Genomic DNA, 20,881 nt, shown 5'->3' with positions numbered 1-20,881 from the left:
CATGAGCAGCAAAAAAGACCGGATCCTGCGCACCAAGCTCCCAGAACGGCTCTGCCACTGGGCGATCGTGTTCTGCTTCTTCCTGGCCGCCACCTCGGGGATTTCATGGTTCTTCCCGACCTTTTCGTGGCTGAGCGCCTTTCTCGGCACACCACAGATGGCGCGCGTTTTGCACCCGTTCTTCGGCATTGCGGTGTTCGCCGGGCTGTGCTTCATGTTCGTGCGTTTCGTCAAGTACAACCTGCCGGCGAAGACCGACGGCATCTGGTTTCGCAACGTCAAGGGTGTGATCCTGAACAACCATGCGCAGCCGCTGCGCATCGGCAAGTACAACGCCGGCCAGAAGGTGTTGTTCTGGCTCATCATGCTCTCCATCGTGGTGCTGCTGGCCTCGGGGCTGATCATGTGGCGGGCCTATTTCGCCGAATTCTTCCCGATCCCGGTGTTGCGCCTGGCGATCCTGGCGCACTCGATTGCCGGCATCGGGCTGATCCTGCTGATCCTCGGCCATATCTACCTGGCCATCTGGGTGCGTGGCTCCATCACCGGCATGGCCACCGGCTATGTCTCCAGGGCCTGGGTGCGCCAGCACCATGACCGCTGGGCCGAGGAACTCGATGCGCAAGAGGCCAAGGCGCGCGGGAGCAAGGCATGAGCGAGGTGCCTCTGCGCACCGCGATCCCGCTCGAAGAGGCCACCCGCCATTTCGATCCCATCCTGCGCCCCGAACTGGCGGCGCTCTACACCCGGCGCGCGGCCCGGCTGCGCGAGTTGGCCAAGGGCCATGAGCTGGCCGACTATCTGCGTCTTGCCGCCGACGTGGCCGATGGTCAAGCGGCGCAGGCTGCAGAACCCGTGCCCGTGCCTTCCGCTGCTTCGGACACCGCCCCGGCGGCTGTCACCACGGCAGTGGATCTGCCTGCCATCGCCCGCGGCGGCGACTGGCCCGCGCTGTTGGACCGGCTGATCGCACGTGTGCGCCCGCAGGCACCGGCTGCGGCTGCGGCGCACCTGGATGCGCTGGCGGCCATGCCAGAGGCCGAGCGTCGGCAGGCCGCGGTTCGCCTTGCCGAAGGGGCGTTTGCCGAGGTCGACCAGGCCATTGCGCCGTTTCTCTGGGCTGCGCTGTCGCTGGCGGTGGCGCAGGCGGCCCGGCAGGTTGCGCTGCCCGCCCCCGCAGAGCAGGAGTCGGCCCATTGCCCGGTGTGTGGCACGGCACCGGTTGCCAGCCTCATTCACACCGGCGAACGCCAAGGCCTGCGCTACCTGCACTGCGCGATGTGCGAGTGCGAGTGGCACATGGTGCGGGCCAAGTGCTCAAACTGTGGTGACGCCGGTCAACTCGATTACCTGAGCTTCGACAGCCCCGAGGCGAGCATCCGTGCCGAGGCCTGTGGTGCCTGCGGCGGCTACCTGAAGGTCATCTCCTGCGAGCGCGACCAGCACGCCGAGGTGGTCGCCGATGATCTGGCGTCGCTGGTGCTCGACGATGCCGCGCAGACCGAGGGTTTCGGCCGCAGCGGCTTCAACCCGTTCGCACTGCCGGGTTGATCACTTCCCGGGCCGGAAGGCCTGGCAGGCCTCGGGTATGGTCTCGATGCAGGCCGCGCCGATCAGGTCCAGACAATAGGGTACGGCCGCGAAGATGCCATGGGCGATCACCTCGCCCGTTTCGGTGTTCTTGAGGCCGCCCAGCGTCTCGGCGATGGCGCGCGGGCGGCCGGGCAGGTTCAGGATCAGCGTGCGGCCGCGGATCACGCCGACCTGCCGCGACAGGATGGCGGTCGGCACGAAGTGCAGGCTGATCTGGCGCATCTGCTCGCCAAAACCCGGCATGAGCCGGTCGGCCACCGCCAGCGTGGCTTCGGGCGTGACGTCGCGCGGCGCCGGGCCGGTGCCGCCGGTGGTCAGCACCAGATCGCAATGCGCCCGGTCCGCCAGCTCGATCAGCGTGGCCTCGATGAGTGGCTGTTCGTCGGGGATCAGGCGTTCCTCGAAGTGCAGCGGGTTGCGCACGGCCTGACCCAGCCATTGCCGCAGGGCGGGAATGCCTTCGTCGACATAGGCGCCGGCACTGGCGCGGTCGCTGGTCGAGACCAGGCCGATGCGCACGGTGGCGAGCGTCGGGGCGGGAGCGGTGGAAGTGTTCATCGCGCGTCCTCCCCCTCAGAGCAACTCGAAGAGCGGGTAGACCGTCAGCCGGTCACCAGGGGCGACGCGGGCGCCGGGCGGGGTTTCGGCGAGCGCGTTGGCGTGCGCGGCGCCCGAGAGCATGTTCGAGCCCTGTTGCGCCACCGGCGTGACCTGCCAGCCGGCCTCATGCTGGCGCAGCACCACGCGCACGAACTCGCGCCTCGGCTCGGGTTCGTCGCGGCGGAAGTCGGCGCTGGCCTGCAGTTGCAACGGCCGGGCCTGCTCGATGGGCAGGCCGCTCAGCCGGCGTAGCGTCGGCAGTGCCAGTTGCTGGAAGGTCACCAGGCTGGAGACCGGGTTGCCCGGCAGCATGAACACCCGGCAGGCCCCGTCGCCATTGTCATTGTCATTGCCATTGCCATGGCCGCTACCCTTGCCGATGTGACCCCAGGTGAAGGGCTTGCCCGGCTTGATGAACAGGCGCCACTGGATCAGTGTGCCAACCTCGGTCAGCGCGTTCTTCAGGTGGTCTTCCTCGCCCACCGAGACGCCGCCCGAGCACAGGATGGTGTCGCTGTGTTGCGCGGCCTGCTGCAGCGCGGTGCGGGTGGCGGCGAGCTGGTCGGGCAGCGCGCCGCCGTCGTGCACCTCGAAACCCAGCGCCCGCAGCCAGGTGATGAGCATGATGCGGTTGCTGTCGTAGATCTGGCCGGGCTGCAATGGCTGACCGGGCGGCACCAGCTCGTTGCCGCTGGAGAACACCGTCACGCGCAGCCGCGCCAGCACCGGCGCGTGCGTGTAGCCCTGGATCGCCAGCAGACCGATGGTGGCCGGGTTTAGGCGCTGCCCCTGGCGCAGCAGCGTTGTGCCGGTCTGCAACTCCTCGGCCTGGCGGCGGATGTGCTGGCCGGGCTTGATGCGCGTGCCGTCGATCAGCGTGATGCGGTCGTCAGCGCCGCGTGCGACGTGCTCCTGCATCACCACCGAGGTGGTGCCGGCGGGCACTGGCGCGCCGGTGAAGATGCGCGCGGCCTTGCCGGGCTGCAGCGTGAGGCCGGTGGCGGCATCGCCGGCGGCGATGCGGTGCTGCACCTGCCAGTGCCGGCGGTCATCGCCATGGATCGCGTACCCGTCCATCGCGCTGTTGTCGAAGGTCGGCACGTCGAAGCGCACGGCCACATCCTGCGCCAGCACGCGGCCATTGAGTTCGGCCAGCGGGGCTTGCTCGGTGCGGGAGATCGGGCGGTGCGTCTGCAGCAGCGTGGCAAGCGCGTCGTGGTAGTCGAGCAGGTCTTGTGACATGGTCATGGATGGGAGAGGGGTGCCGCCGCAGCGGTGGTCTGCAGGTGCGCGAGCGTCTGCAGGTCGTTGATGTTGATGAAGGCCTGCGCGTCATCGAAGAACACGCGGGCGCATCCGCTGTGCGCGAGCCAGCCGCGCAGGCTCCGGTCCTCGCTCTGCTGCAGGTGCCGGGGCAGGCTCAGCAGCAACGCCGGCCGCAGCAGCAGAATGCTCGGGTGCGGGCCGTCGGCGGTGGCGGCCATCACGGCCGGCGGCGCGCCGGGCGCGAACAGCGCCTGCCCCAGCCGGGCCACCAGTTGCGTCGGCAGCAGCGGTGTGTCGCAAGGGGCGATCAGCAGCGCGTCCAGGTCGGGAGGGATGTGCGGCAATGCGCTGGCCAGGCCGGCCAGCGGGCCCTTGCCCAGCAGCGCCGCTTCGTCGCTGAAGACCGGCAGGCCCAGTGCCTGGTATGCGGCAAGGTCATGGTTGGCACTGATGGCCAGCCAGTCAACCTGCGGGCGCAGGGTTTGCACCACGTGCCGCACCAGCGGCTGGCCGTGCAAGGACTGCAGGCCTTTGTTGCGGCGGTCCATGCGGCGACCTTCGCCGCCGGCCAGCACCAGCGCGCCGATGCGGCGCGCGCCGGTTTGCCAGCGCTGCCGCGCGGCCTGGTCGCTGGTCTTGGCCTCCACCCAGTGCGCGCTGGCGTCGGCAAAGCACTCCTGCTTCCAGAACGGTGCCTCGGTCTTGAGGTAATCCATCACGAAGGCATTGGCCTCGTAGGCGTCGCGCCGGTGCGCGCTGGCGGTCTCGACCAGCACGATGGCCTCGCCGACACCAATGCGGCCGACGCGGTGCTGTACCTGCACGCGCTGCAACTGCCAGCGCTGGCACGCCTGCGCCGCGATGCGTTCGATCTCGGCCTCGGTGACGCCGGGAAAGTGCTCCAGCACCAGGTGGCTGAGCGCCGCGCCGCGCGCGTCATTGCGCACGCGGCCGACGAAGCGCACCACCGCGCCGCAACGCGCCGGCCCGGCACCAGGGTTGGTGTCGGCACAGGCGTGATCGAGCACGATCGGCTCGGTCTGGATGCGCACGCTGAACATCGCGCCGCCCTCAGCCACCGGTCACCGGCGGCAGAATCGCCACCGCATCGCCGTCGCGCACCAGCGCGGGCGCGTGCAGCAGCTGCTGGTTGAGCGCGAGTTTGAAAATGCGGCCGGGCTGCAGCGCCTCGGCCCAGTCGGGACCGCGCTGGCGCAGTTGCGCCAGCAGTTCCTCGGTGCTGCCGCCGGGCCAGTCCAGCGTCTCGGTGCCGGCGGGCTGCAACTGCTTGAGCGGCCCGAAGTAGGTGATGGTGATCATTGGGGAGCAGGGGTTGGTTGCGGATGGCTGGTGCAGGCCAATTTTGCCATCGGTCGCCAAGGGCCGTGGCGCCCGGAACCTGTCCTCCCGAAGATCGTGAAGATGCTCTCGTGTGGAGACAGCGTGGTCCCTCCTCGTTGAACGGGCGCTTATCGCTGGTTGTACAAGGGGTTTTGCATGTCGCGCAGCGCGGAACCACCCGGCCGCCGCTACACTGGCGGCTCTGCCGTTAGCTGGCAGCACTGCCCCGACAGCCCACGACAAGAACCTGCCGCAAGACCAGGGAAGCCAGACGAAATCCACAGAATGCCGGTCTCGCTGCATCGGCAGGCCGGTCCGGAAGATATGCCAGCGATGATGGATGCCCCCACTGCGCAACTGATCGACACCTATGGTCGCCGGATCAGCTATCTGCGCGTCTCCGTCACGGACCGCTGCGATCTGCGCTGCAGTTATTGCATGCCCAAGGATTTCAAGGGCTTCGAGGAGCCTGCCCACTGGCTCCGCCATGAAGAAATGGCGCGACTGGTGGGGCTCTTCGTGCAGTTGGGCGTGAGCAAGGTGCGGCTGACCGGTGGCGAGCCCTTGATGCGCCGCGGGATTGCCGAGCTGGCCGCGCGCATCACCGCCATGCCGCAGGTGCGCGACCTGTCGCTCTCCACCAATGGCACCACCCTCAAGCGCCATGCGGCCAGCCTGCGGGCCGCTGGCGTGAAGCGGCTCAACGTCAGCCTCGACACGCTCGATGTCGCCCAATACGCGGCCATCACCGGGCGCGACTGCCTGCATGATGTGCTCGAAGGCCTGGGCGAGGCCGTCCGTGTCGGCTTTGCGCCCATCAAGCTCAATTGCGTGGTCAATTCCGACATGCCCGAGGCCGAGATGATCCGCCTGCTGCGTTATGCGCTCGAGCATGGTTTCATCCTGCGGCTGATCGAGAACATGCCCATCGGCAGCACCGGCCAGCAGTTCCAGCATGCCGACCTCACCAGGCAGGGCGCGGAGCTGGCGGCCCGCTTTGATCTGGTGCCGGCGCTCGATACCAGCGACAGCGGCCCGGCCCGCTACTGGACGGCCGGGGACGACGGGCCGTCGGTGCTGGGCGTCATCACACCGATGTCGCGCCACTTCTGCGAGACCTGCAACCGCGTGCGCCTCACGGTCGATGGCACGCTGCACCTGTGCCTGGGGCAGGAGGACAGCGTGCCGCTCGGGCGCCTGCTGCGCGCGGGCGCCGACGATGCGGCGCTGCTGGCAGCCATCGAGGCCGGCATTGCCGCCAAGCCCGAACGCCACGAGTTCAACACCCGGCGCGAGCGCGTGGTGCGCTTCATGTCGCAGACCGGAGGATGAACGTGGCGCGCGAATCGGTGGATGCGGCCCGCCTGGCCGGTGTGTTCGGTCTGGCCGGCCGCTCGGGCAGCGGCAAGACCACGCTGATCGAGGCCATGCTGCCCATTCTGCTGGCCCGCGGCCTGCGGGTGAATGTCATCAAGCACAGCCACCACGACATCCCGCTCGAGCCGCCGGGCAAGGACAGCGCCCGTTTCCGCGCCGCCGGCGCGCAGGAGGTGATGGTCGCCTCGCCCTATCGCTTTGCCATCGCGCACGAGCTGCGCGACCGGCCCGAACCCTCCCTGGCCGAGCAACTGGCACGGCTGGCTCCGGCCGATCTGACGCTGGTCGAAGGCTTCAAGCAGGAAGCCATCCCGCGCATCGAGGTGTTCCGGCCCGCCTTGGGGCAGCCGCCGCTGCATGCGCAGCCGGACTTCGACTGCGTCGCCGTCGCCAGTGATGGCCCCCGGCTGCCCGGCGCGCCACAGTCGCTGGCCTGGCTGCCGCTCAACGAGGTGGCGGCCGTGGCCGATTTCATCTGCCGCCACCAGGGCCTGGCCCCACGCTGACGGGCGAGCCGGACGCATCGACGCACGGGGGCAATCATGGACGACAAGCAACTGCTGCGCTACGCGCGCCACATCCTGCTCGATGGCATCGACATCGACGGGCAGGAACGCCTGCTGGCCAGCACGGTGCTGGTGGTGGGCTGCGGCGGCCTCGGCCATGCCGCGGCGGCCTATCTGGCCGCCAGTGGCGTCGGGCGGCTCTGGCTGGCCGACGATGATGTGGTGGAGGCCTCCAACCTGCAGCGGCAGATTCTCTTTGGACCGCAGGATCTCGGCCACCCCAAGGCTGAGGTGCTGGCGCGCCGCCTGGCCGGGCAGAACCCGGACATCCAGCTGCGCGCGCTGGTCGAGCGGCTGGACGAGACCCGGCTGCGCGAGCTGCTGGCCAATTGCGACGTGGTGCTCGACTGCAGCGACAACTTCGCCACGCGCCATGCCATCAACCGCGCCAGTGTGGCCACCGGCACGCCGCTGGTGATGGGGGCGGCCACGCGCTTCGAAGGGCAACTGAGCGTATTCGAGCCGCGTCGTGTCGATTCGCCATGCTACGCCTGCCTGTTCGGCGAGGGCTTGGCCGACGATGGCGCCTGCGCCACCTTTGGCGTGTTCGCGCCGCTGGTGGGCATGGTGGGCACCGCGCAGGCCGCCGAAGCGCTCAAGTTGCTGCTGGGCATCGGCACCGTGGCCTGCGGGCAGCTGGTGCTGTTCAATGCGCTGGAGACCGGTACGCAGAGCTTGGGCTTGACCAGACAGCCGGGCTGCCCGGTGTGCGGCGCGCGGGAGGCCGCTGGCGCGTCGCCCCTGCCGGCGCAAGCGGCTCCGCAGGCTTCAGGCGGGGTCCGAGGGGCCTGAGTCCCGCGCCCAGGCGCCGCTTTTGCCGCCTTGCTTGCTCACCAGGGCAATGCGCTCGATCACCATGCCTTTGTCGATGGCCTTGAGCATGTCGTAGATCGTCAGCAGGCCCACCGAGGCGCCGGTCAGCGCTTCCATTTCCACCCCGGTTTTGCCGACGGTCTCGGCCGTCACCTCGATGCGCACGCGCTGCTGTACCTCGTCCAGCGCAAAGGCGACGCTCAGGTGTGTCAGGGGCAGCGGATGGCACAGCGGAATGAGGGCGGCGGTCTGCTTGGCGCCCTGGATGGCGGCAATGCGCGCCACGCCCAGCACGTCGCCCTTGGGGCTGGCATCCTGCGGATTCTTCAGCGCGGCGAAGGTGGCGGCCGAGAGCTGGATGCTGCCTTCGGCCACGGCCTTTCGGTGGGTGGCACTCTTGTGCCCCACATCCACCATCCAGGCCTGGCCCTGGGCATCGAAATGGGAAAGCGGCTGGGTGGCCGGAGCGGTCTTGGGGGGATCCTGGGAAGTCATGCGCGTGGGTGCGGGAGGGCTGCGGGCCGACCGACTGTAGCAGATGCCGCTTTGCGCCGACGAGCGTTTTTCGCCGTAACATTCCGGGCAGAACCGACTCCAGAAAGGCGTTCCATGACAGCATCCCTGGCTGCCGTATTGCATGACGGGCATGGCATTGCAGAGCCCGTGCTGCACGACTTCGTCGCATGGGCGCGCCGGCAGGGCTGGCGCGTGCGCGGGTTGCTGCAGGTCTCGGAGGTGGAACTGCCCGATCCGGTATCGGGCGGTCAGTGCCAGCGCCACATGGAGCTGGTGGACATCGAGCAGGGCCGGCGCTACCTGATTTCCCAGTCGCTCGGCAAGGGTTCGGCATCCTGTTGCCTGGACGCGGCCGGCGTGGCCGAGGCCAGCGCGGTGCTGCGGCGCGCGCTGGTTGAACGGCCGGATCTGGTCGTCGCCAACCGTTTCGGCAAGCTGGAGGTGGAAGGCGGGGGACTGCGCCAGGAAATGGCCGCCGTGGTCGAGGCGGGCGTGCCGCTGCTGACCGCGCTGGACCGGCGTTTCCTGGGCGAGTGGCAGCAGTTTGCCGCCGAACTGGGGCAGACCCTGCCGCCCGAGGTGCCGGCCCTGCAGCGGTGGTGGCTGGCGCAGCTGGCGGCGCGCCAGACAGGCGCATCGGTGTAGGCCAATGCCGGCAATCGCGCCGGCAAGGTGGCCAAAACCGGCCGAGGCAGTTAAAACCTCCCGACGGTCTTTTCGCGGGCCGCCCGGCAGCGATTCCGCGCCTGGCCGTGAACAGATCAAGCTTCGGTTTCAACAACCGCACGGACGCCAGCCCGGCCGGCGCCGTCGCACAGGAGGTCTTTCCATGGCATTTTTCACGCTTTCCCGCTCGCTGGCGGCGGCATCCGCCGCTGCATTGCTGACTGTGGCTGGCTGCGACGGCAGCAATTCCAGCAGCGTGGCGCCGGAGCCACCGGCAGCTCCCAAGACCGTCCCCGCACCAGCACCAGCACCGGAGCAGTCCGGCGAAGACGGCACCACCCACCCGAGCGCGCCGGACGACTTGCAGAATGCCCCGCCTGCGGAAGCGCCGGCGCCGGGATCGGGCGATGGCGAGGGCGCCCCGGCCAACACCGGGACCGCGGAAAGCGGTTCGTGAGCCCTGCCTGGGCAGGCTCCGCGTATGCCGACGCCGTGCCGGGGCACATGGCAGACCGGCAGCGCAGATCGGGAGGGCAGTGCGACAATCGCCCTTCGATCAACCACTTTGCCGACCCTGCATGGAGAATGCCGTCTTGACCGAGGAAGATGCCGCGGCGCTGCCGCCCCCGCTGGTGACGGTGCCGGTACAGCGCCATGTTCGCGACGAGGTCGCGCCCTGGACGGATGATCAGGTCGTTGCCGAGGTGCCGGTGGCCCTGGTGTTCAACGGCATTTCGCATGTGGTGTTGATGTGCACCCCGCAGGACCTGCCCGAGCTGGCGCTGGGCTTTGCGCTCAGTGAAGGCATCATCGAGCGCCCCGCCGATTGCTATGGCATCGAGGTGGCCAGTGTCGATGCCTGCGGCGATGCGCCGCAAGGGCCACAGGCGATGCTTGAGCAGGTGGAGGTGCCTGCCGTCGAGGTGCGGCTGGAGATCGCCAGCAGCGCCTTCATGCGGCTCAAGGAGCGCCGCCGCAGCCTGGCCGGGCGCACCGGGTGTGGCGTCTGCGGCATTGACAGCCTGCAGGCCCTCGACCTGGTGCCCGAGCCGCGCACGCCACCGCCGTGGCTGGCACAGATCACGCCGCAGACCATCTTCAAGGCATTGGCGGCCATGCCGGCGTGGCAGGTGCTTAACCGCGCGACCGGTGCCGTCCATGCCGCTGCCTATGCCGGCATCGACGGTGAGCTGGTGGCCGTGTACGAAGACGTGGGCCGTCACAATGCGCTCGACAAGCTGCTCGGCGCCCGCGTCATGGCCGGCGATGTTGGTCAAGGCGGCCAGCCCTGGCCGCAGCGGGGCTTCGTGGTCATGTCCAGCCGCGCCAGCTACGAACTGGTGCGCAAATGCGCCCGTCTTTCGGTACCTCTGCTCGCCACCATCTCGGCGCCCACCTCGCTGGCCATCCAGGTTGCCGAGACGGCCGGTCTGCAGCTGTGGGGCCTGGCGCGCGAGCCGCGCGCGCTGCGATACACGCGCTGAGCGGGTTTGCGCCGCGTCGCGCCGCTCCTGCTGTTCAGCGGCCGTGGCTGGGAGTCTGCAGATCGAGGCTTTGCAGGCGCTCGGGCGTGCCGACATCGGTCCAGTCGCCCGTGTAGAGGCTGGCGCTGACGCGGCCGGCCGCTGCCGCCTTGAAGAGCAGCGGCCCGAGCGGCGCGGCGACGCCGGCCGGATTGCCGGCCGGGATGCTGCACCAGGGTGGCTGGAACAAGGCCTTGCGCAGCAGCGCAATGGTGCTGTAGGTGAGGCTGGGCGGGCTGGTCCTGGCCGCTTCTTCGTGGCTTGACGCCCCATGCGCCGGCCGTGCCAGTCCGTCGGCGCCGAGCACGAAGTCGCCGCGCGGGTGGTGCGGCGGGTTGGGTACCAGCCACAGGTGTGCCAGCGCCTCGCCGGCGGCGAAGCGGCGGCGCAGTGCCTCGTCAAAGCGCCATTGCGGCACGAACACATCGCCCGCCACCAGCCAGAAGCTGTCATCGAGCAGTGGCAGCGCGCGTGCAATGCCCCCGGCGGTCTCGATGCCGCCGCCGAAATCGCGTTCCTCGCGCGAGTAGTGCAGCGCCAATGCCGGGTGATCGGGATGGGCTGCGCCGAAGTCTGTGCCGAAGCCTGCGCCCCAGCGCTCGGCCACCTGCTGGCCCAGCCAGCCGGTGTTGATCACGGCCGATGCGATGCCTGCGGCCTGCAGCGCCTCCAGGTGCCATTGCATCAGCGGCTTGCCCTGCACGGCCAGCAGCGGCTTGGGCGTGTGGTCGGTGAGCGGCCGCATGCGCTCGCCCCGGCCGGCGGCCAGGATCATCGCGGCAGCCGGTGGATGCAGGGGAGGCAGCGGTGTGGACATGGAGCGGGAGGGCGAAGGGCTGTGCGGGGCCGCTCAATCCTGGCGATGGTGGTCCTGGCGGATCATCTCCAGGTCATGGGAGATGGCCTCGCCATGGCGGCGCAGGTTGCGGCGATGCCAGAGGTCGATGCCCATCATCAGCAGCAGCACCATCACGCCGAACGAGGTCATGGCCGCACGCGCCGACAGGCCCAGCTTCGTGGCGGTGGCATAGACGATGCCCAGCAGCAGGATGCAGGCCTGCTCGTTGAAGTTCTGCACGGCAATGGAGCGGCCGGCACCCATCAGCGAGTGGCCCCGGTGTTGCAGCAGCGCATTCATCGGCACCACCATGTAGCCGCCGAGCACGCCCACCAGCACCAGGATGGGAATGGCCAGGTAGAGGCTGTCGACCCAGTGCATCAGAATCACCACCAGGCCCATGGCGGTGGCCACCGGCAGCACGCTGGTGGCGTGTTCGAGCTTGACGCGGGCCGACGAGACCACCGCGCCGACAGCGGTGCCGATGGCCACCACGCCCAGCAGCGAGGACGACTGCGTGGTGTTCAGCCCCAGCACCAGCGCGCTCCAGGCCAGCACGATGTAGCGCAGATTGCCCGAGGCGCCCCAGAACAGCGTGGTGGTGGCCAGCGAGATCTGGCCGAGCTTGTCCTGCCAGAGCCGGTTGTTGGAGTGCAGGAAGTCGCGCATCAGCGCCTGCATGCTGCCGACCACGCCCAGGTTGCTGCCCTTCCACATGGGGCGCAGCCGGGCGGCGGTGCGCGGGATGAAGATGTTGATGCCGGCGGCCAGCGCGTAGATCAGCACGATCACCCCCAGCGCTGCCTGCACCGAATCGTGGAAGGCCAGCGTGAAGCCGGGGATGCCCAGCTCCAGCAGCCACAGGTAGAGGCTGTCGCTGACGAGCAGGCCGCCGAGCACCACGCCGAGGATGATCGAGCTGATGGTCAGACCCTCGATCCAGCCATTGGCCTTGACCAGCAGCGAGGGCGGCAAGAGCTCGGTGAGGATGCCGTACTTGGCCGGCGAGTAGGCCGCCGCGCCCAGGCCCACGATGGCGTAGGAGAGCAGCGGGTGCGAGCCATACATCATCAGCAGGCAGCCGACCAGCTTGATGGTATTGCTCATGAACATGACGCCGCCCTTGGGGCGCGCATCGGCAAAGGCGCCCACGAAAGGGGCCAGCAACACATAGAAGAGCGCGAACATCGGCACCAGCGCGGCACTTTGCCATTCGTGCGCGGCGCTGCGGCGCAGCAGCTCGACGGCCACCACGAACAAGGCATTGTCCGCCAGCGAGCTGAAGAACTGGGCGGACATGATGGTGGAGAAACCGGGCTTCATCGAGGCTGGATGGGGGAGCTGTGGTGAGCAAAGCGTTCGGTTATATCACGCGGCCATGACCGGGTGCACAATATCGCCTGTCGCCATTTCGGGTTTTGAACAGGCGCCCGCGGCCGGTTTGCAAGCGCGTCCACGCCGTTGTTTCCGCACCGGTTGCTGCACCGGCCGCAGCGTCTGTTCCCGTGCCCAGTCTTTCGGACCACCTGCCATCATGCCCCGTCCCATCCAAGCCATCGTTCACCAGGGCGCCGTGCGCCACAACCTGCAAGCGGTGCGCCGGCAGGTGCCGGACGTCAAGGTCTGGGCGGTCGTCAAGGCCAATGCCTATGGCCATGGCATCGAACGGGTCTACGAGCCGCTGCGCGGCGCCGACGGCTTTGCACTGCTGGATCTGCAGGAGGCCGAGCGCGTGCGTGCGCTCGGCTGGCGTGGCCCCATCGTGCTGCTCGAAGGCGTGTTCGAGCCGCGCGACCTGGAGATCTGCTCGCGGCTGGGAATCTGGCATGCCGTGCACTGCGACCAGCAGATCGACTGGCTGGCCGCGCACAAGACGCATGCGCCGCACCGCGTGTTCCTCAAGCTCAATGGCGGCATGAACCGGCTGGGCTTCACGCCGGCGCGTTACCGCACCGCCTGGGCGCGCCTGTCGGCACTGCCGCAGGTCGAGGAGATTTCGCTGATGATGCATTTCAGCGATGCCGACGGCGAGCCCGGCATCGAACGGCAGCTGGCGGTGTTCCGCGAGGCCACCGACGGCCTGCCCGGCGAGCGCAGCATCTGCAACAGCGCCGCCATCCTGCGTTTTGGCGCGCAGCCCGGCGTCAGCCAGGATTGGGTGCGCGCCGGCATCGCGCTCTATGGCAGCTCGCCCGACTACCCGGCCGGCAGCATCGAGCGCTGGGGACTGCAGCCGGCCATGAGCCTGCGCAGCCGCATCATCGACACGCAACAGCTGCAGCCGGGCGACACTGTGGGCTATGGCTCGCGCTTCACGGCCGAGGTGCCGATGCGCATCGGCATCGTCGCCTGCGGCTATGCCGACGGCTACCCGCGCATCTGCGATACCGGCACGCCGGTGCTGGTTGATGGCGTGCGCACGCGCACGCTCGGGCGCGTCAGCATGGACATGCTGGCGGTGGATCTGACGGCGCCCATTGCCGCCGGTCACGCCAGCGGCTTTGGCAGCGAGGTGGTGCTGTGGGGCCGCGCCAGCGCCACGCACGGCGGCCAGTGGCTGCCCATCGACGAGGTCGCCGCGCATGCGCAGACACTCGGCTATGAGCTGATGTGCGCGGTGGCGCCGCGCGTGCCCTTCGAGATCGAGCCGCTGCAGGACTGAGCCGCGGCCCGTTGACGGCCCTTGGCCTGGTCTGTCCGTCCGGCCGAGCGGTTGGCCGGACGGACGGGTGTTCAGGCTGCCGTGTCCACGTCCCATTCGGGCGCCAGGCCCTGCGGGTCGATCTCGCGGCCGCCGCGCTCCAGCGTGGCGATCTCGGCCATTTCCGCATCGCTCAAGCGCAACTGTTGCGCCTGCAGATTGCTGGCCAGATGCTCGCGGCTGGTCGAGGAGGGAATCACCGCATAGCCCAGCTGCATCGCCCAGGCCAGCGCCACCTGTGCGGTGGTCGCCTGGTGGCGCGCGGCAATCGCGGCCAGTACCGGGTCCTGCAGCACTTTGCCGTAGGCCAGCGTCATGTAGGAGGTGACCTGGATTCCCTCGTCCTGCAGGAAGCGGGCCAGCCTGCGGTTTTGCAGATAAGGGCTGAGTTCGATCTGGTTGGTGGCGATCTCGCCCTGGCCCACCACCCCGATGGCCTGGCGGGTCAGCGCGATGTTGAAGTTGGAGATGCCGATCTGCCGCGTCAACCCCAGCGCCTTGGCCTCGGCCAGCGCCTCCATGTATTCGGCCAGCGGCACTGGCTGCGCCGGTGCCGGCCAATGGATCAGAGTCAGGTCGACATGGTCGGTGCGCAGCTTCTCCAGGCTCTCGCGCAGGCTGGACACCAGCTTTGCTCGGCTGTAGTTGTCGGTCCAGATCTTGGTGGTCAGGAACAGCGCCTCGCGGGCCACGCCCGAGTCGGCAATGGCCTGGCCGACCTCGGCCTCGTTGCCGTAGATCTGCGCCGTGTCGATGGCCCGGTAGCCCAGCTCCAGCGCGTTGCGTACCGAGTCGATGACGACCTGGCCCTTGAGGCGGAAGGTGCCCAGGCCGAAGGCGGGAATGCGTGTGCTCATGTCGATGTTCTCCTGTGATTGTCGAATGGGAATGGAAGAGGCTGGTGCAGCGCGGTGTCAGAACCCGTTCTGATCCTGGCGCTGCTGCAGGGCCTGCCCCACAGCCAGTGCCAGGCCCAGCAGGGCCACCACCGCGCCGGCCAGCGGCACGGCCTGGTAGCCCAGGCCGGCCTTGAGCACCGCGCTGCCAATGGCCGCGCCCAGCGCGTTGCCCAGGTTGAAGGCGCCGATGTTCACCGAGGAAGCCAGCCCCGGTGCCTCGGCCGCGGCGCGCATCACGCGCATCTGCAGCGGCGGCACCACCGCGAAGGCGGCCATGCCCCAGACCAGCAGCGCGGCAGCCGTGCCGGTGCGGCTGGCCGCCAGCCACGGATAGGCCAGCATCACCACCGCCAGCAGCGTCAGGAAACCGATCAGGCTGCCATTAGGCCAGCGGTCGGCCAGCCGCCCGCCCGCCATGTTGCCGAGCGTGAAGCCCACGCCCACCAGCACCAGCATGGCCGTGATGAACGAGGGCGAAGCGCCGCTGAGCTGCTCCAGCGTGGGCGCGATGTAGGTGTAGAGCGTGAACATGGCGCTGGCCCCCATCACCGTGGTGGCCAGCGCCAGCAGCACGGTCCGGCGCGTGAGCACTGCCAGCTCGGCGCGCACGTTGGGCACCCGGCCGCGCGCCCCTGGCGGCAGGGCCAGGCGCAGCGCCAGCATGGCCAGCACGCCGAGCCCGGCGGTGGCCGCGAACGACATGCGCCAGCCGATCGTCTGGCCCAGCCAGGTGGCGGCCGGCACGCCGCCGATGTTGGCGACTGTCAGGCCCAGGAACATGGTGGCCACGGCGCTGGCTTGTTTGTCCCGCGGCACCAGGCTGGCCGCCACCACCGAGCCCAAACCGAAGAAGGCGCCATGGTTCAGGCTGGTGACCAGCCGTGCCAGCAGCAGCGAGGTATAGCCCGGCGCCAGCGCCGAGAGTATGTTGCCCAGCGTGAAGATGGCCATCAGCGCGATCAGGGCCTGGCGGCGCGGCCAGCGTGCCAGCAGCAGCGTCATCAGCGGCGCACCGATCGTCACGCCGAACGCGTAGGCCGAGACCAGCATGCCGGCCGTTGGAATCGAGACATCGACACCGGTGGCGATGATCGGCAGAAAGCCCATCGGGCCGAATTCGGTGGTGCCGATGCCAAAGGCGCCGATGGCCAGCGCCAGCAGGGCCAGGCCGGCATGGCCCGGATGGTCCGAAGCGCCGGCCGGCACGGCCTGGGTGGCCTGGGGCGCTTCGGTATGGGAGGGAGCGTGTTGCATCTGGAGTGGAAAAGGGGCGATGAACGATGGGAGAAGCGCACCCCGGCTGTTCCAGGGCGTCTTGCAAGGCCGCCAGTATGCGCTTTTCACTTTTGCGGATTAATCGCCTCTCCATGGAAAGACTTTTGAAATAATCGCAAGAATGAAAGTCACCTTCGACGAATTGCAGACCTTTCTCGCGGTGGTCGACACCGGCTCGCTGACCGCTGCCGCGCAGCAACTGGGGCAGACCGTCTCGGCCACCAGCCGGCTGCTGGCGCGCCTGGAGGGCAAGCTGCAGACCACCTTGCTGCGCCGCACCACGCGGCGCCTCGATCTGAGCGACGAGGGCTGCACCTTCCTGCAGGATGCGCGCGCCATCGTCGCCGCCGTCGAGCAGGCCGAGGCGCGCATGACGCAGCGGCGCGGCCAGCCCTCGGGGCCGCTGCGCGTCGATGCGGCCACGCCGTTCATGCTGCACGTCATCGCGCCGCTGGTGCAGGCGTATCGTGCGCGCTTTCCGCTGGTGGAACTGGCGCTGAGCAGCAACGAGGGCTTCATCGATCTGCTCGAGCAGCGCACCGATGTGGCGGTCCGCATCGGCGCGCTCAAGGACTCGACGCTGCGCAGCCGTCTGCTGGGCCGCAGCCGCCTGCGCGTGCTGGCCAGCCCCAGCTACCTGGCGCGGCACGGCATGCCAGAGCGCCCCGGCCAGCTCGACGCGCACGAGCGGCTGGGCTTCAGCCAGCCCGAGTCGCTCAACACCTGGCCGCTGCCAGGTCCGGGCGGCCTGCCGCTGCAGGTGGTGCCCAGCATGGTTTCCACCAATGGCGAGACGCTGCGCCAGCTGGCACTGGCAGGCGCGGGCATCGCCTGCCTGTCGGACTTCATGACCTGGCAGGATCTGGCCCAGGGCCGGCTGGTGCAGGTGCTGCCGCAGCAGACACTGGTCATGCAGCAGCCCATCCACGCCGTGTACTACCGCAACACCGCCGTCTCGGCCCGCATCGCCTCCTTCGTCGACCACCTGGCTGGTGCCATCCGTGCTGCGCCTTGGGGCATGTGATTCGGTCGCACATCCGCTGCCGGCATCTCCGTCCGGTCATGGCGTGCCAGGTCGTGTGGCCAAACGCCAGATGATGTTCTTTTTGAGGCGAGGGTGGAGGCGCTACCTCTCTTTTTCCATGCGCATAAGACAGCATGCATTTGGGTTTTCGTCAACGAATCGTCATTGGGCTTTGTGGAGTTGCGCGGCAACACAATAAAACCGGATCGATATGGATGAATAATAGGTTAAAGTAAATCAATAAAGTAATGTTTCAGTAAATATTATCGATGTTTACGTAAATTATCTGTAAATGAAATATTGGTGTTGGCTTTAATTGGTTCTGGATATTAATATCCAATAAATTAATTGCCATTTTCATCGACGGGGCGGTCCAATCGGCTGGACGTGCCGAGGCTGACTGGTGCGTGCCATGAATGGACACTGACACGCCAATCAGAATGCCTGTGGGAATGGCTGTTTTAGCCGACGATGGAGAAAAAACGCGATGATGCTATCGCCCAAGATGGGTTGCACGGCCGTCAACCGTGGGTTCACGCTGATCGAAGTCATGATCGTGGTGGCCATCATTGCCATTCTTGCGGCCATTGCGGTGCCATCCTACCAGTCCTATGTGCGGCGCGGTCAACTGCAGGATGCGTTTTCCCAGATGTCCAGCTATCAGTTGAAGATGGAGCAGTCTTATCAAGACAATCGCAACTACGGTGAGAGCACGTGTCGCCTCTCTGCCTCATCGTTACAGAGTAATTATTTCTCGTTTCAATGTACTCTGGATTCTGATGCGCAAGGTTATACGCTCGCGGCCAGTGGTTCCGGTGGCCTGACGTCTGGCTACAACTACAGCGTCAATGAGTCCGGGACGCGCAAAACGACGATGTACGCCGGCAACGTGGTGACTGCTTCTTGCTGGCTACTGCGCTCGGCCAGTTGCTGAACGGAGTCTCCTCAAATGCAACGGAGACGAAGCCTCGGCCCTGATGTGAATGGCGGCATGCCCGGCCGTGGTGCTGGTTTTACGCTGCTGGAACTGATGGTGGTATTGGCCATTGTTGGGCTGTTGGCGCTGGCCGTGGCACCAGACATGCGCGACTGGATGCGCAACCAGAATATCCGCAATACGGCGCAAAGCTTGCAAAACGGCCTGCAGATCGCACGCCATGAGGCCATGCGCCGTAACCAGCCAGTCGGTTTCTGGTTGGTTGCGGCGGGTAATACCCAGGGTGCCATGGATGATGACTGCCAACTCTCGGCCAGCAGCGGCTCCTGGGTAGTGAGCGTCTCCGACCCTGCTGGTCAATGCGCCTCCGAGCCATCCGCGACCGAGGCGCCGATGGTGGTCGATAAAGAGGTGGCGGGCGCTGCCTCCGTATCGGTGGCTGCCGTTAATGCAGGCGGCTCCGCCGCCAGCAGCCTTCGCTTCGATGGCTATGGTCGCATCGCCAGCTCCAGCGTCGCAAGTGCCATTGCCCGCATCGACATTCGAGACTCCAGTGATGCCAGCAACAGCGGTGACGCCACCGACACCTTTCGCCGCCTGCGCCTGTTGATTTCCGGCACGGGTGCGATCCATCTGTGCGACCCGGCGCTGAGCAGTACCGGCACCGACCCACGCCGTTGCCCGTCCTGACCGTACAAGCAGCCTGTCATGCCACATGTTCACCGTTTGTCATTGCCACAGTGCAGCCGCCAAGGCGGGTTTGCGTTGCTGGAATCATTGGTCGCCATCCTCCTGTTCGTCATCGGAATCCTGGGCCTGGTCGGACTGCAGGTCAGCATGACGCGCGAATTGACCCAAACACAGATGCGCTCCGATGCGGCATACCTGGCGCAGGAAATGGTCGGCCTGATGTGGGCGGATATCGCCCATCTCTCGAACTATGCGAAGGCCGATGCAGATGGTGACTGCAATGCCGCTGCCTGCATGCGCTGGACCGACAAGGTCGCCGAACGGCTGCCCGGGGGGCAGTGCATCATCGACATCAACGCGCTGAACGATGGTTCGGGCGCCAACGGCAGCGATGTTGAGATCACCGTTTTCTGGACCATGCCCAACGGAGATCAGCACCGCTACGTCACCACGACCACGATCGCCGAGAGCTACACGGAATGAGCTTGTATCGAACTTCTTCTTCCTGCCTGCCGCAGCCAGTCAATGGTGCCCATGGTGTCTCGCTGGTGGAACTGCTGGTCGGTATGGCCATCGGCCTGTTGACCGTGCTGGTCATCACGCAGGTTTTCCTGGTGTCGGAACAGTATCGACGCATTCCCACCAGCGGTGCCAACGCGCATGTGAATGGCGTGCTGGCGCTGGATGCGTTGCAGCGCGACATCCGCCAGGCCGGTTATGGTCTGGGTCCGCGGGACTGGCTGGGTTGCCAGACGGAAGACTCCAGCGACGCTGCCAAGGTCGGTCTGTCCGGAACTGTGTTGGCACCTGTTGTGATCACGCCGGGCGACAGTGACCACCCGTCCGATGCGGTGACGGTTCTCGCCAGCGGCAGCAGCGATGCCGCCATGCCGATCCAACTGGCCGAGGACCATGCGGTCAGCGGCACCGCCTTCATCACCGCCACGGCCGCCGGGCTCAGTGCCAGCGACTGGATGCTTGTCACTGATGGCAGCACCTGCGAGGTGTTCCAACTCGGCAGTATCACCACCATCGGTAGCCAGTACAGCCTTGGGCACGCCTCTGGTATGGCTGCTTTCGCGGATGGCAGTGTGCTTTCCGACCTGGGGGCCATTCCCGTCTATCGGCGCTGGAGCATCGATGCCGATCGCGCGGTGTTGCAAATGACGGATCTGGCTACGACCGCGCCTTCCGCCGTGGATGCCTATCCTGAAATCGTGCTGATGCGGGCGCTGTATGGCAAGGACACCAACAGTGACGCCACCATCGACACCTACGAAGCCACGCAGCCATCGGTATCCGACTGGGGCAATGTGCTGGCCGTGCGCCTGGTGCTGGTGGCTCGCAGTCCGCACTACGACAAGGAGGCCGTCACCACGGACGCACCCGAGTGGGTTCTCGGCAGCGCTACCGTCAGCGGCGCCCATGCCTGCAACGGCGATGCCGAAAGCCAGTGCCTGAGCCTCGATCTCGAGCATGTCGGGGATGACTGGCAGCACTACCGCTATCAATTGCTCGACACCATGATTCCGATGAGGAACCTGCTATGGAATGCCGGATGACCCCCGTTGTCGTGCCGCCAGGTCAGGGCATGTGCGGCGGACAGCAGCGCGGCATGGCTCTGATCTTCGCGCTGCTGGTACTGCTGGCGCTGATACTGGCCGGTGTGGCCCTGGTCCGCTCGGTCAACACCGGCGCGTTGGTGGCCGGCAACCTGGCATTCAAGCAGGACGCCACCGTTACGGCCGATCGCGCCGCACAGCAAGCCATCAGCGTGCTCTATGCCCGGCTCGCCGCGGACGCCGACAGCCTCGATGCGGATCTGCCGGACATCGGATACTACGCCAGCACCGATGGGCACCTTGATCCGACCGGCTACGCCCGTGCGGACGATGCCAGCAGCCGTCGGCTCATTCAGTGGGACAGTGATTATTGCAGCGGCTATTCCTCCTACGCGAGTTGCGCCTACACCCCCAGTGCGAGCACTGTCAGTATCAACGGCAATGAGGCCGGCTGGATCGTCTTCCGGCTTTGTGACGCATCCGGCTCCTATGGCAGCGGCGAGGCCACCTGTGCGGCCGCATCCAGCGCCGCGAGCACAGGGGATTGCCAGGGTGCCATCAACTACGAGAACCAGGGAACAGGCTGCGCGGGCACCGCTTCCAGCCCTTACTACCGCATCCTGGTGCGCACCAAGGGGCCGCGCAACACCGTCAGCTACACCGAGACCATCGTGCATTTCTGAGCCGCTAGGAC

24 protein-coding genes are annotated in these 20,881 nt (G+C 67.3%); 15 read left to right on the top strand and 9 right to left on the bottom strand.

All coding sequences use genetic code 11. The features are described from left to right. Nucleotide 1 precedes the first annotated feature (1 nt). On the top strand, nt 2-655 hold the full coding sequence (locus EV687_RS09020) for a formate dehydrogenase subunit gamma (RefSeq protein WP_122231869.1): 654 nt from the start codon (nt 2-4) through the stop codon (nt 653-655). Next, nucleotides 652-1,551: a formate dehydrogenase accessory protein FdhE gene (gene fdhE, locus EV687_RS09015; protein WP_122231825.1), complete on the top strand. Its 900-nt coding sequence runs from the start codon at nt 652-654 to the stop codon at nt 1,549-1,551. The genes EV687_RS09020 and fdhE overlap by 4 nt, the downstream gene beginning before the upstream one ends. Here fdhE and mog read toward each other — a convergent pair whose 3' ends face one another. The 4 genes from mog to EV687_RS08995 are packed head-to-tail and all read right to left on the bottom strand — an operon-like array spanning nt 1,552 to nt 4,779. Beyond that, on the bottom strand, nt 1,552-2,151 hold the full coding sequence (gene mog, locus EV687_RS09010) for a molybdopterin adenylyltransferase (RefSeq protein ID WP_122231824.1): 600 nt from the start codon (nt 2,149-2,151) through the stop codon (nt 1,552-1,554). A 15-nt stretch (nt 2,152-2,166) separates the two neighbouring features. Continuing rightward, nucleotides 2,167-3,435 (bottom strand): molybdopterin molybdotransferase MoeA, encoded by a 1,269-nt coding sequence (locus tag EV687_RS09005; protein WP_165392816.1) that lies wholly within the window; start codon nt 3,433-3,435, stop codon nt 2,167-2,169. 2 nt (nt 3,436-3,437) lie between these two features. Further along, the gene (mobA, locus tag EV687_RS09000) at nt 3,438-4,520 is read right to left on the bottom strand and encodes a molybdenum cofactor guanylyltransferase MobA (protein WP_242612557.1); all 1,083 of its coding nucleotides are present in this window, start codon (nt 4,518-4,520) and stop codon (nt 3,438-3,440) included. A 10-nt stretch (nt 4,521-4,530) separates the two neighbouring features. Beyond that, complete coding sequence (locus tag EV687_RS08995) at nt 4,531-4,779, bottom strand: MoaD/ThiS family protein (protein ID WP_122231822.1); 249 nt, start codon at nt 4,777-4,779, stop codon at nt 4,531-4,533. A 354-nt stretch (nt 4,780-5,133) separates the two neighbouring features. Between EV687_RS08995 and moaA the strand changes: the two genes are divergently transcribed. From moaA to EV687_RS08980, 3 genes are read left to right on the top strand one after another with little or no spacing between them, the layout of a single operon-like run. Then, nucleotides 5,134-6,132 (top strand): GTP 3',8-cyclase MoaA, encoded by a 999-nt coding sequence (gene moaA, locus EV687_RS08990; protein ID WP_122231867.1) that lies wholly within the window; start codon nt 5,134-5,136, stop codon nt 6,130-6,132. Further along, nucleotides 6,129-6,683 carry a molybdopterin-guanine dinucleotide biosynthesis protein B gene (mobB, locus tag EV687_RS08985; RefSeq protein WP_122231821.1) on the top strand — a complete coding sequence of 185 codons (555 nt, stop codon included), beginning with the start codon at nt 6,129-6,131 and terminating at the stop codon, nt 6,681-6,683. The genes moaA and mobB overlap by 4 nt, the downstream gene beginning before the upstream one ends. A gap of 36 nt (nt 6,684-6,719) precedes the next feature. After that, nucleotides 6,720-7,535, top strand: coding sequence for a HesA/MoeB/ThiF family protein (locus EV687_RS08980; protein WP_122231820.1), 816 nt, complete (start codon nt 6,720-6,722; stop codon nt 7,533-7,535). Here EV687_RS08980 and moaC read toward each other — a convergent pair. Further along, nucleotides 7,512-8,051, bottom strand: a complete 540-nt coding sequence (gene moaC / locus EV687_RS08975; protein WP_122231819.1) for a cyclic pyranopterin monophosphate synthase MoaC — start codon at nt 8,049-8,051, stop codon at nt 7,512-7,514. The two genes, EV687_RS08980 and moaC, sit on opposite strands and share 24 nt — an antisense overlap. Nucleotides 8,052-8,165: 114 nt before the next feature. On the opposite strand from moaC, the gene EV687_RS08970 reads away from it, so the two are divergent. From EV687_RS08970 to EV687_RS08960, 3 genes are all read left to right on the top strand, one after another. Beyond that, a complete protein-coding gene (locus EV687_RS08970) occupies nt 8,166-8,717 on the top strand; it encodes a DUF2478 domain-containing protein (protein WP_162846679.1) in 552 nt (183 codons plus the stop codon). A 184-nt stretch (nt 8,718-8,901) separates the two neighbouring features. Further along, the gene (locus tag EV687_RS08965; protein WP_122231817.1) at nt 8,902-9,195 is read left to right on the top strand and encodes a hypothetical protein; all 294 of its coding nucleotides are present in this window, start codon (nt 8,902-8,904) and stop codon (nt 9,193-9,195) included. 121 nt (nt 9,196-9,316) lie between these two features. Next, entirely contained in the window at nt 9,317-10,222 is a 906-nt protein-coding gene (locus tag EV687_RS08960; protein ID WP_122231816.1) for a formate dehydrogenase accessory sulfurtransferase FdhD, read from the top strand. 34 nt (nt 10,223-10,256) lie between these two features. On the opposite strand, the gene EV687_RS08955 is transcribed toward EV687_RS08960, so the two are convergent. Together EV687_RS08955 and lplT are read right to left on the bottom strand one after the other, a co-directional pair. Next, nucleotides 10,257-11,078, bottom strand: coding sequence for a nucleotidyltransferase family protein (locus EV687_RS08955; protein WP_242612556.1), 822 nt, complete (start codon nt 11,076-11,078; stop codon nt 10,257-10,259). A 33-nt stretch (nt 11,079-11,111) separates the two neighbouring features. After that, the gene (lplT, locus tag EV687_RS08950) at nt 11,112-12,422 is read right to left on the bottom strand and encodes a lysophospholipid transporter LplT (protein ID WP_122231814.1); all 1,311 of its coding nucleotides are present in this window, start codon (nt 12,420-12,422) and stop codon (nt 11,112-11,114) included. 211 nt (nt 12,423-12,633) lie between these two features. Here lplT and alr point away from each other — a divergent pair, with 211 nt between their 5' ends. Further along, nucleotides 12,634-13,761, top strand: a complete 1,128-nt coding sequence (gene alr / locus EV687_RS08945) for an alanine racemase (RefSeq protein ID WP_122231813.1) — start codon at nt 12,634-12,636, stop codon at nt 13,759-13,761. A 71-nt stretch (nt 13,762-13,832) separates the two neighbouring features. Here the strand turns inward: alr and dkgB are convergent, their stop codons facing one another. Both dkgB and EV687_RS08935 read right to left on the bottom strand, forming a co-directional pair. Continuing rightward, a complete protein-coding gene (gene dkgB, locus EV687_RS08940; RefSeq protein ID WP_122231812.1) occupies nt 13,833-14,657 on the bottom strand; it encodes a 2,5-didehydrogluconate reductase DkgB in 825 nt (274 codons plus the stop codon). A 57-nt stretch (nt 14,658-14,714) separates the two neighbouring features. Continuing rightward, complete coding sequence (locus tag EV687_RS08935) at nt 14,715-15,953, bottom strand: MFS transporter (RefSeq protein WP_122231811.1); 1,239 nt, start codon at nt 15,951-15,953, stop codon at nt 14,715-14,717. Between the two features lie 142 nt (nt 15,954-16,095). On the opposite strand from EV687_RS08935, the gene EV687_RS08930 reads away from it, so the two are divergent. From EV687_RS08930 to EV687_RS08905, 6 genes are all read left to right on the top strand, one after another. Next, entirely contained in the window at nt 16,096-16,998 is a 903-nt protein-coding gene (locus EV687_RS08930; protein WP_122231810.1) for a LysR family transcriptional regulator, read from the top strand. A 487-nt stretch (nt 16,999-17,485) separates the two neighbouring features. Next, complete coding sequence (locus EV687_RS19275; RefSeq protein WP_170164191.1) at nt 17,486-17,932, top strand: type IV pilin protein; 447 nt, start codon at nt 17,486-17,488, stop codon at nt 17,930-17,932. 15 nt (nt 17,933-17,947) lie between these two features. Then, nucleotides 17,948-18,625, top strand: coding sequence for a pilus assembly FimT family protein (locus tag EV687_RS08920; protein WP_242612555.1), 678 nt, complete (start codon nt 17,948-17,950; stop codon nt 18,623-18,625). Between the two features lie 87 nt (nt 18,626-18,712). Continuing rightward, on the top strand, nt 18,713-19,108 hold the full coding sequence (locus EV687_RS08915; protein ID WP_242612554.1) for a type IV pilus modification PilV family protein: 396 nt from the start codon (nt 18,713-18,715) through the stop codon (nt 19,106-19,108). Beyond that, entirely contained in the window at nt 19,105-20,187 is a 1,083-nt protein-coding gene (locus tag EV687_RS08910) for a PilW family protein (RefSeq protein WP_122231808.1), read from the top strand. Before EV687_RS08915 ends, EV687_RS08910 begins: the two co-directional genes overlap by 4 nt. Next, nucleotides 20,184-20,870 (top strand): pilus assembly protein PilX, encoded by a 687-nt coding sequence (locus tag EV687_RS08905; protein ID WP_242612553.1) that lies wholly within the window; start codon nt 20,184-20,186, stop codon nt 20,868-20,870. The genes EV687_RS08910 and EV687_RS08905 overlap by 4 nt, the downstream gene beginning before the upstream one ends. Nucleotides 20,871-20,881 lie beyond the last annotated feature (11 nt).

The organism is Corticibacter populi, assembly GCF_004217315.1.
GTDB lineage: Bacteria > Pseudomonadota > Gammaproteobacteria > Burkholderiales > Burkholderiaceae_C > Lampropedia > Lampropedia populi.
Note: the sequence above shows the minus strand (reverse complement) of the source record. Positions and strands in the feature narration are given on the sequence as shown.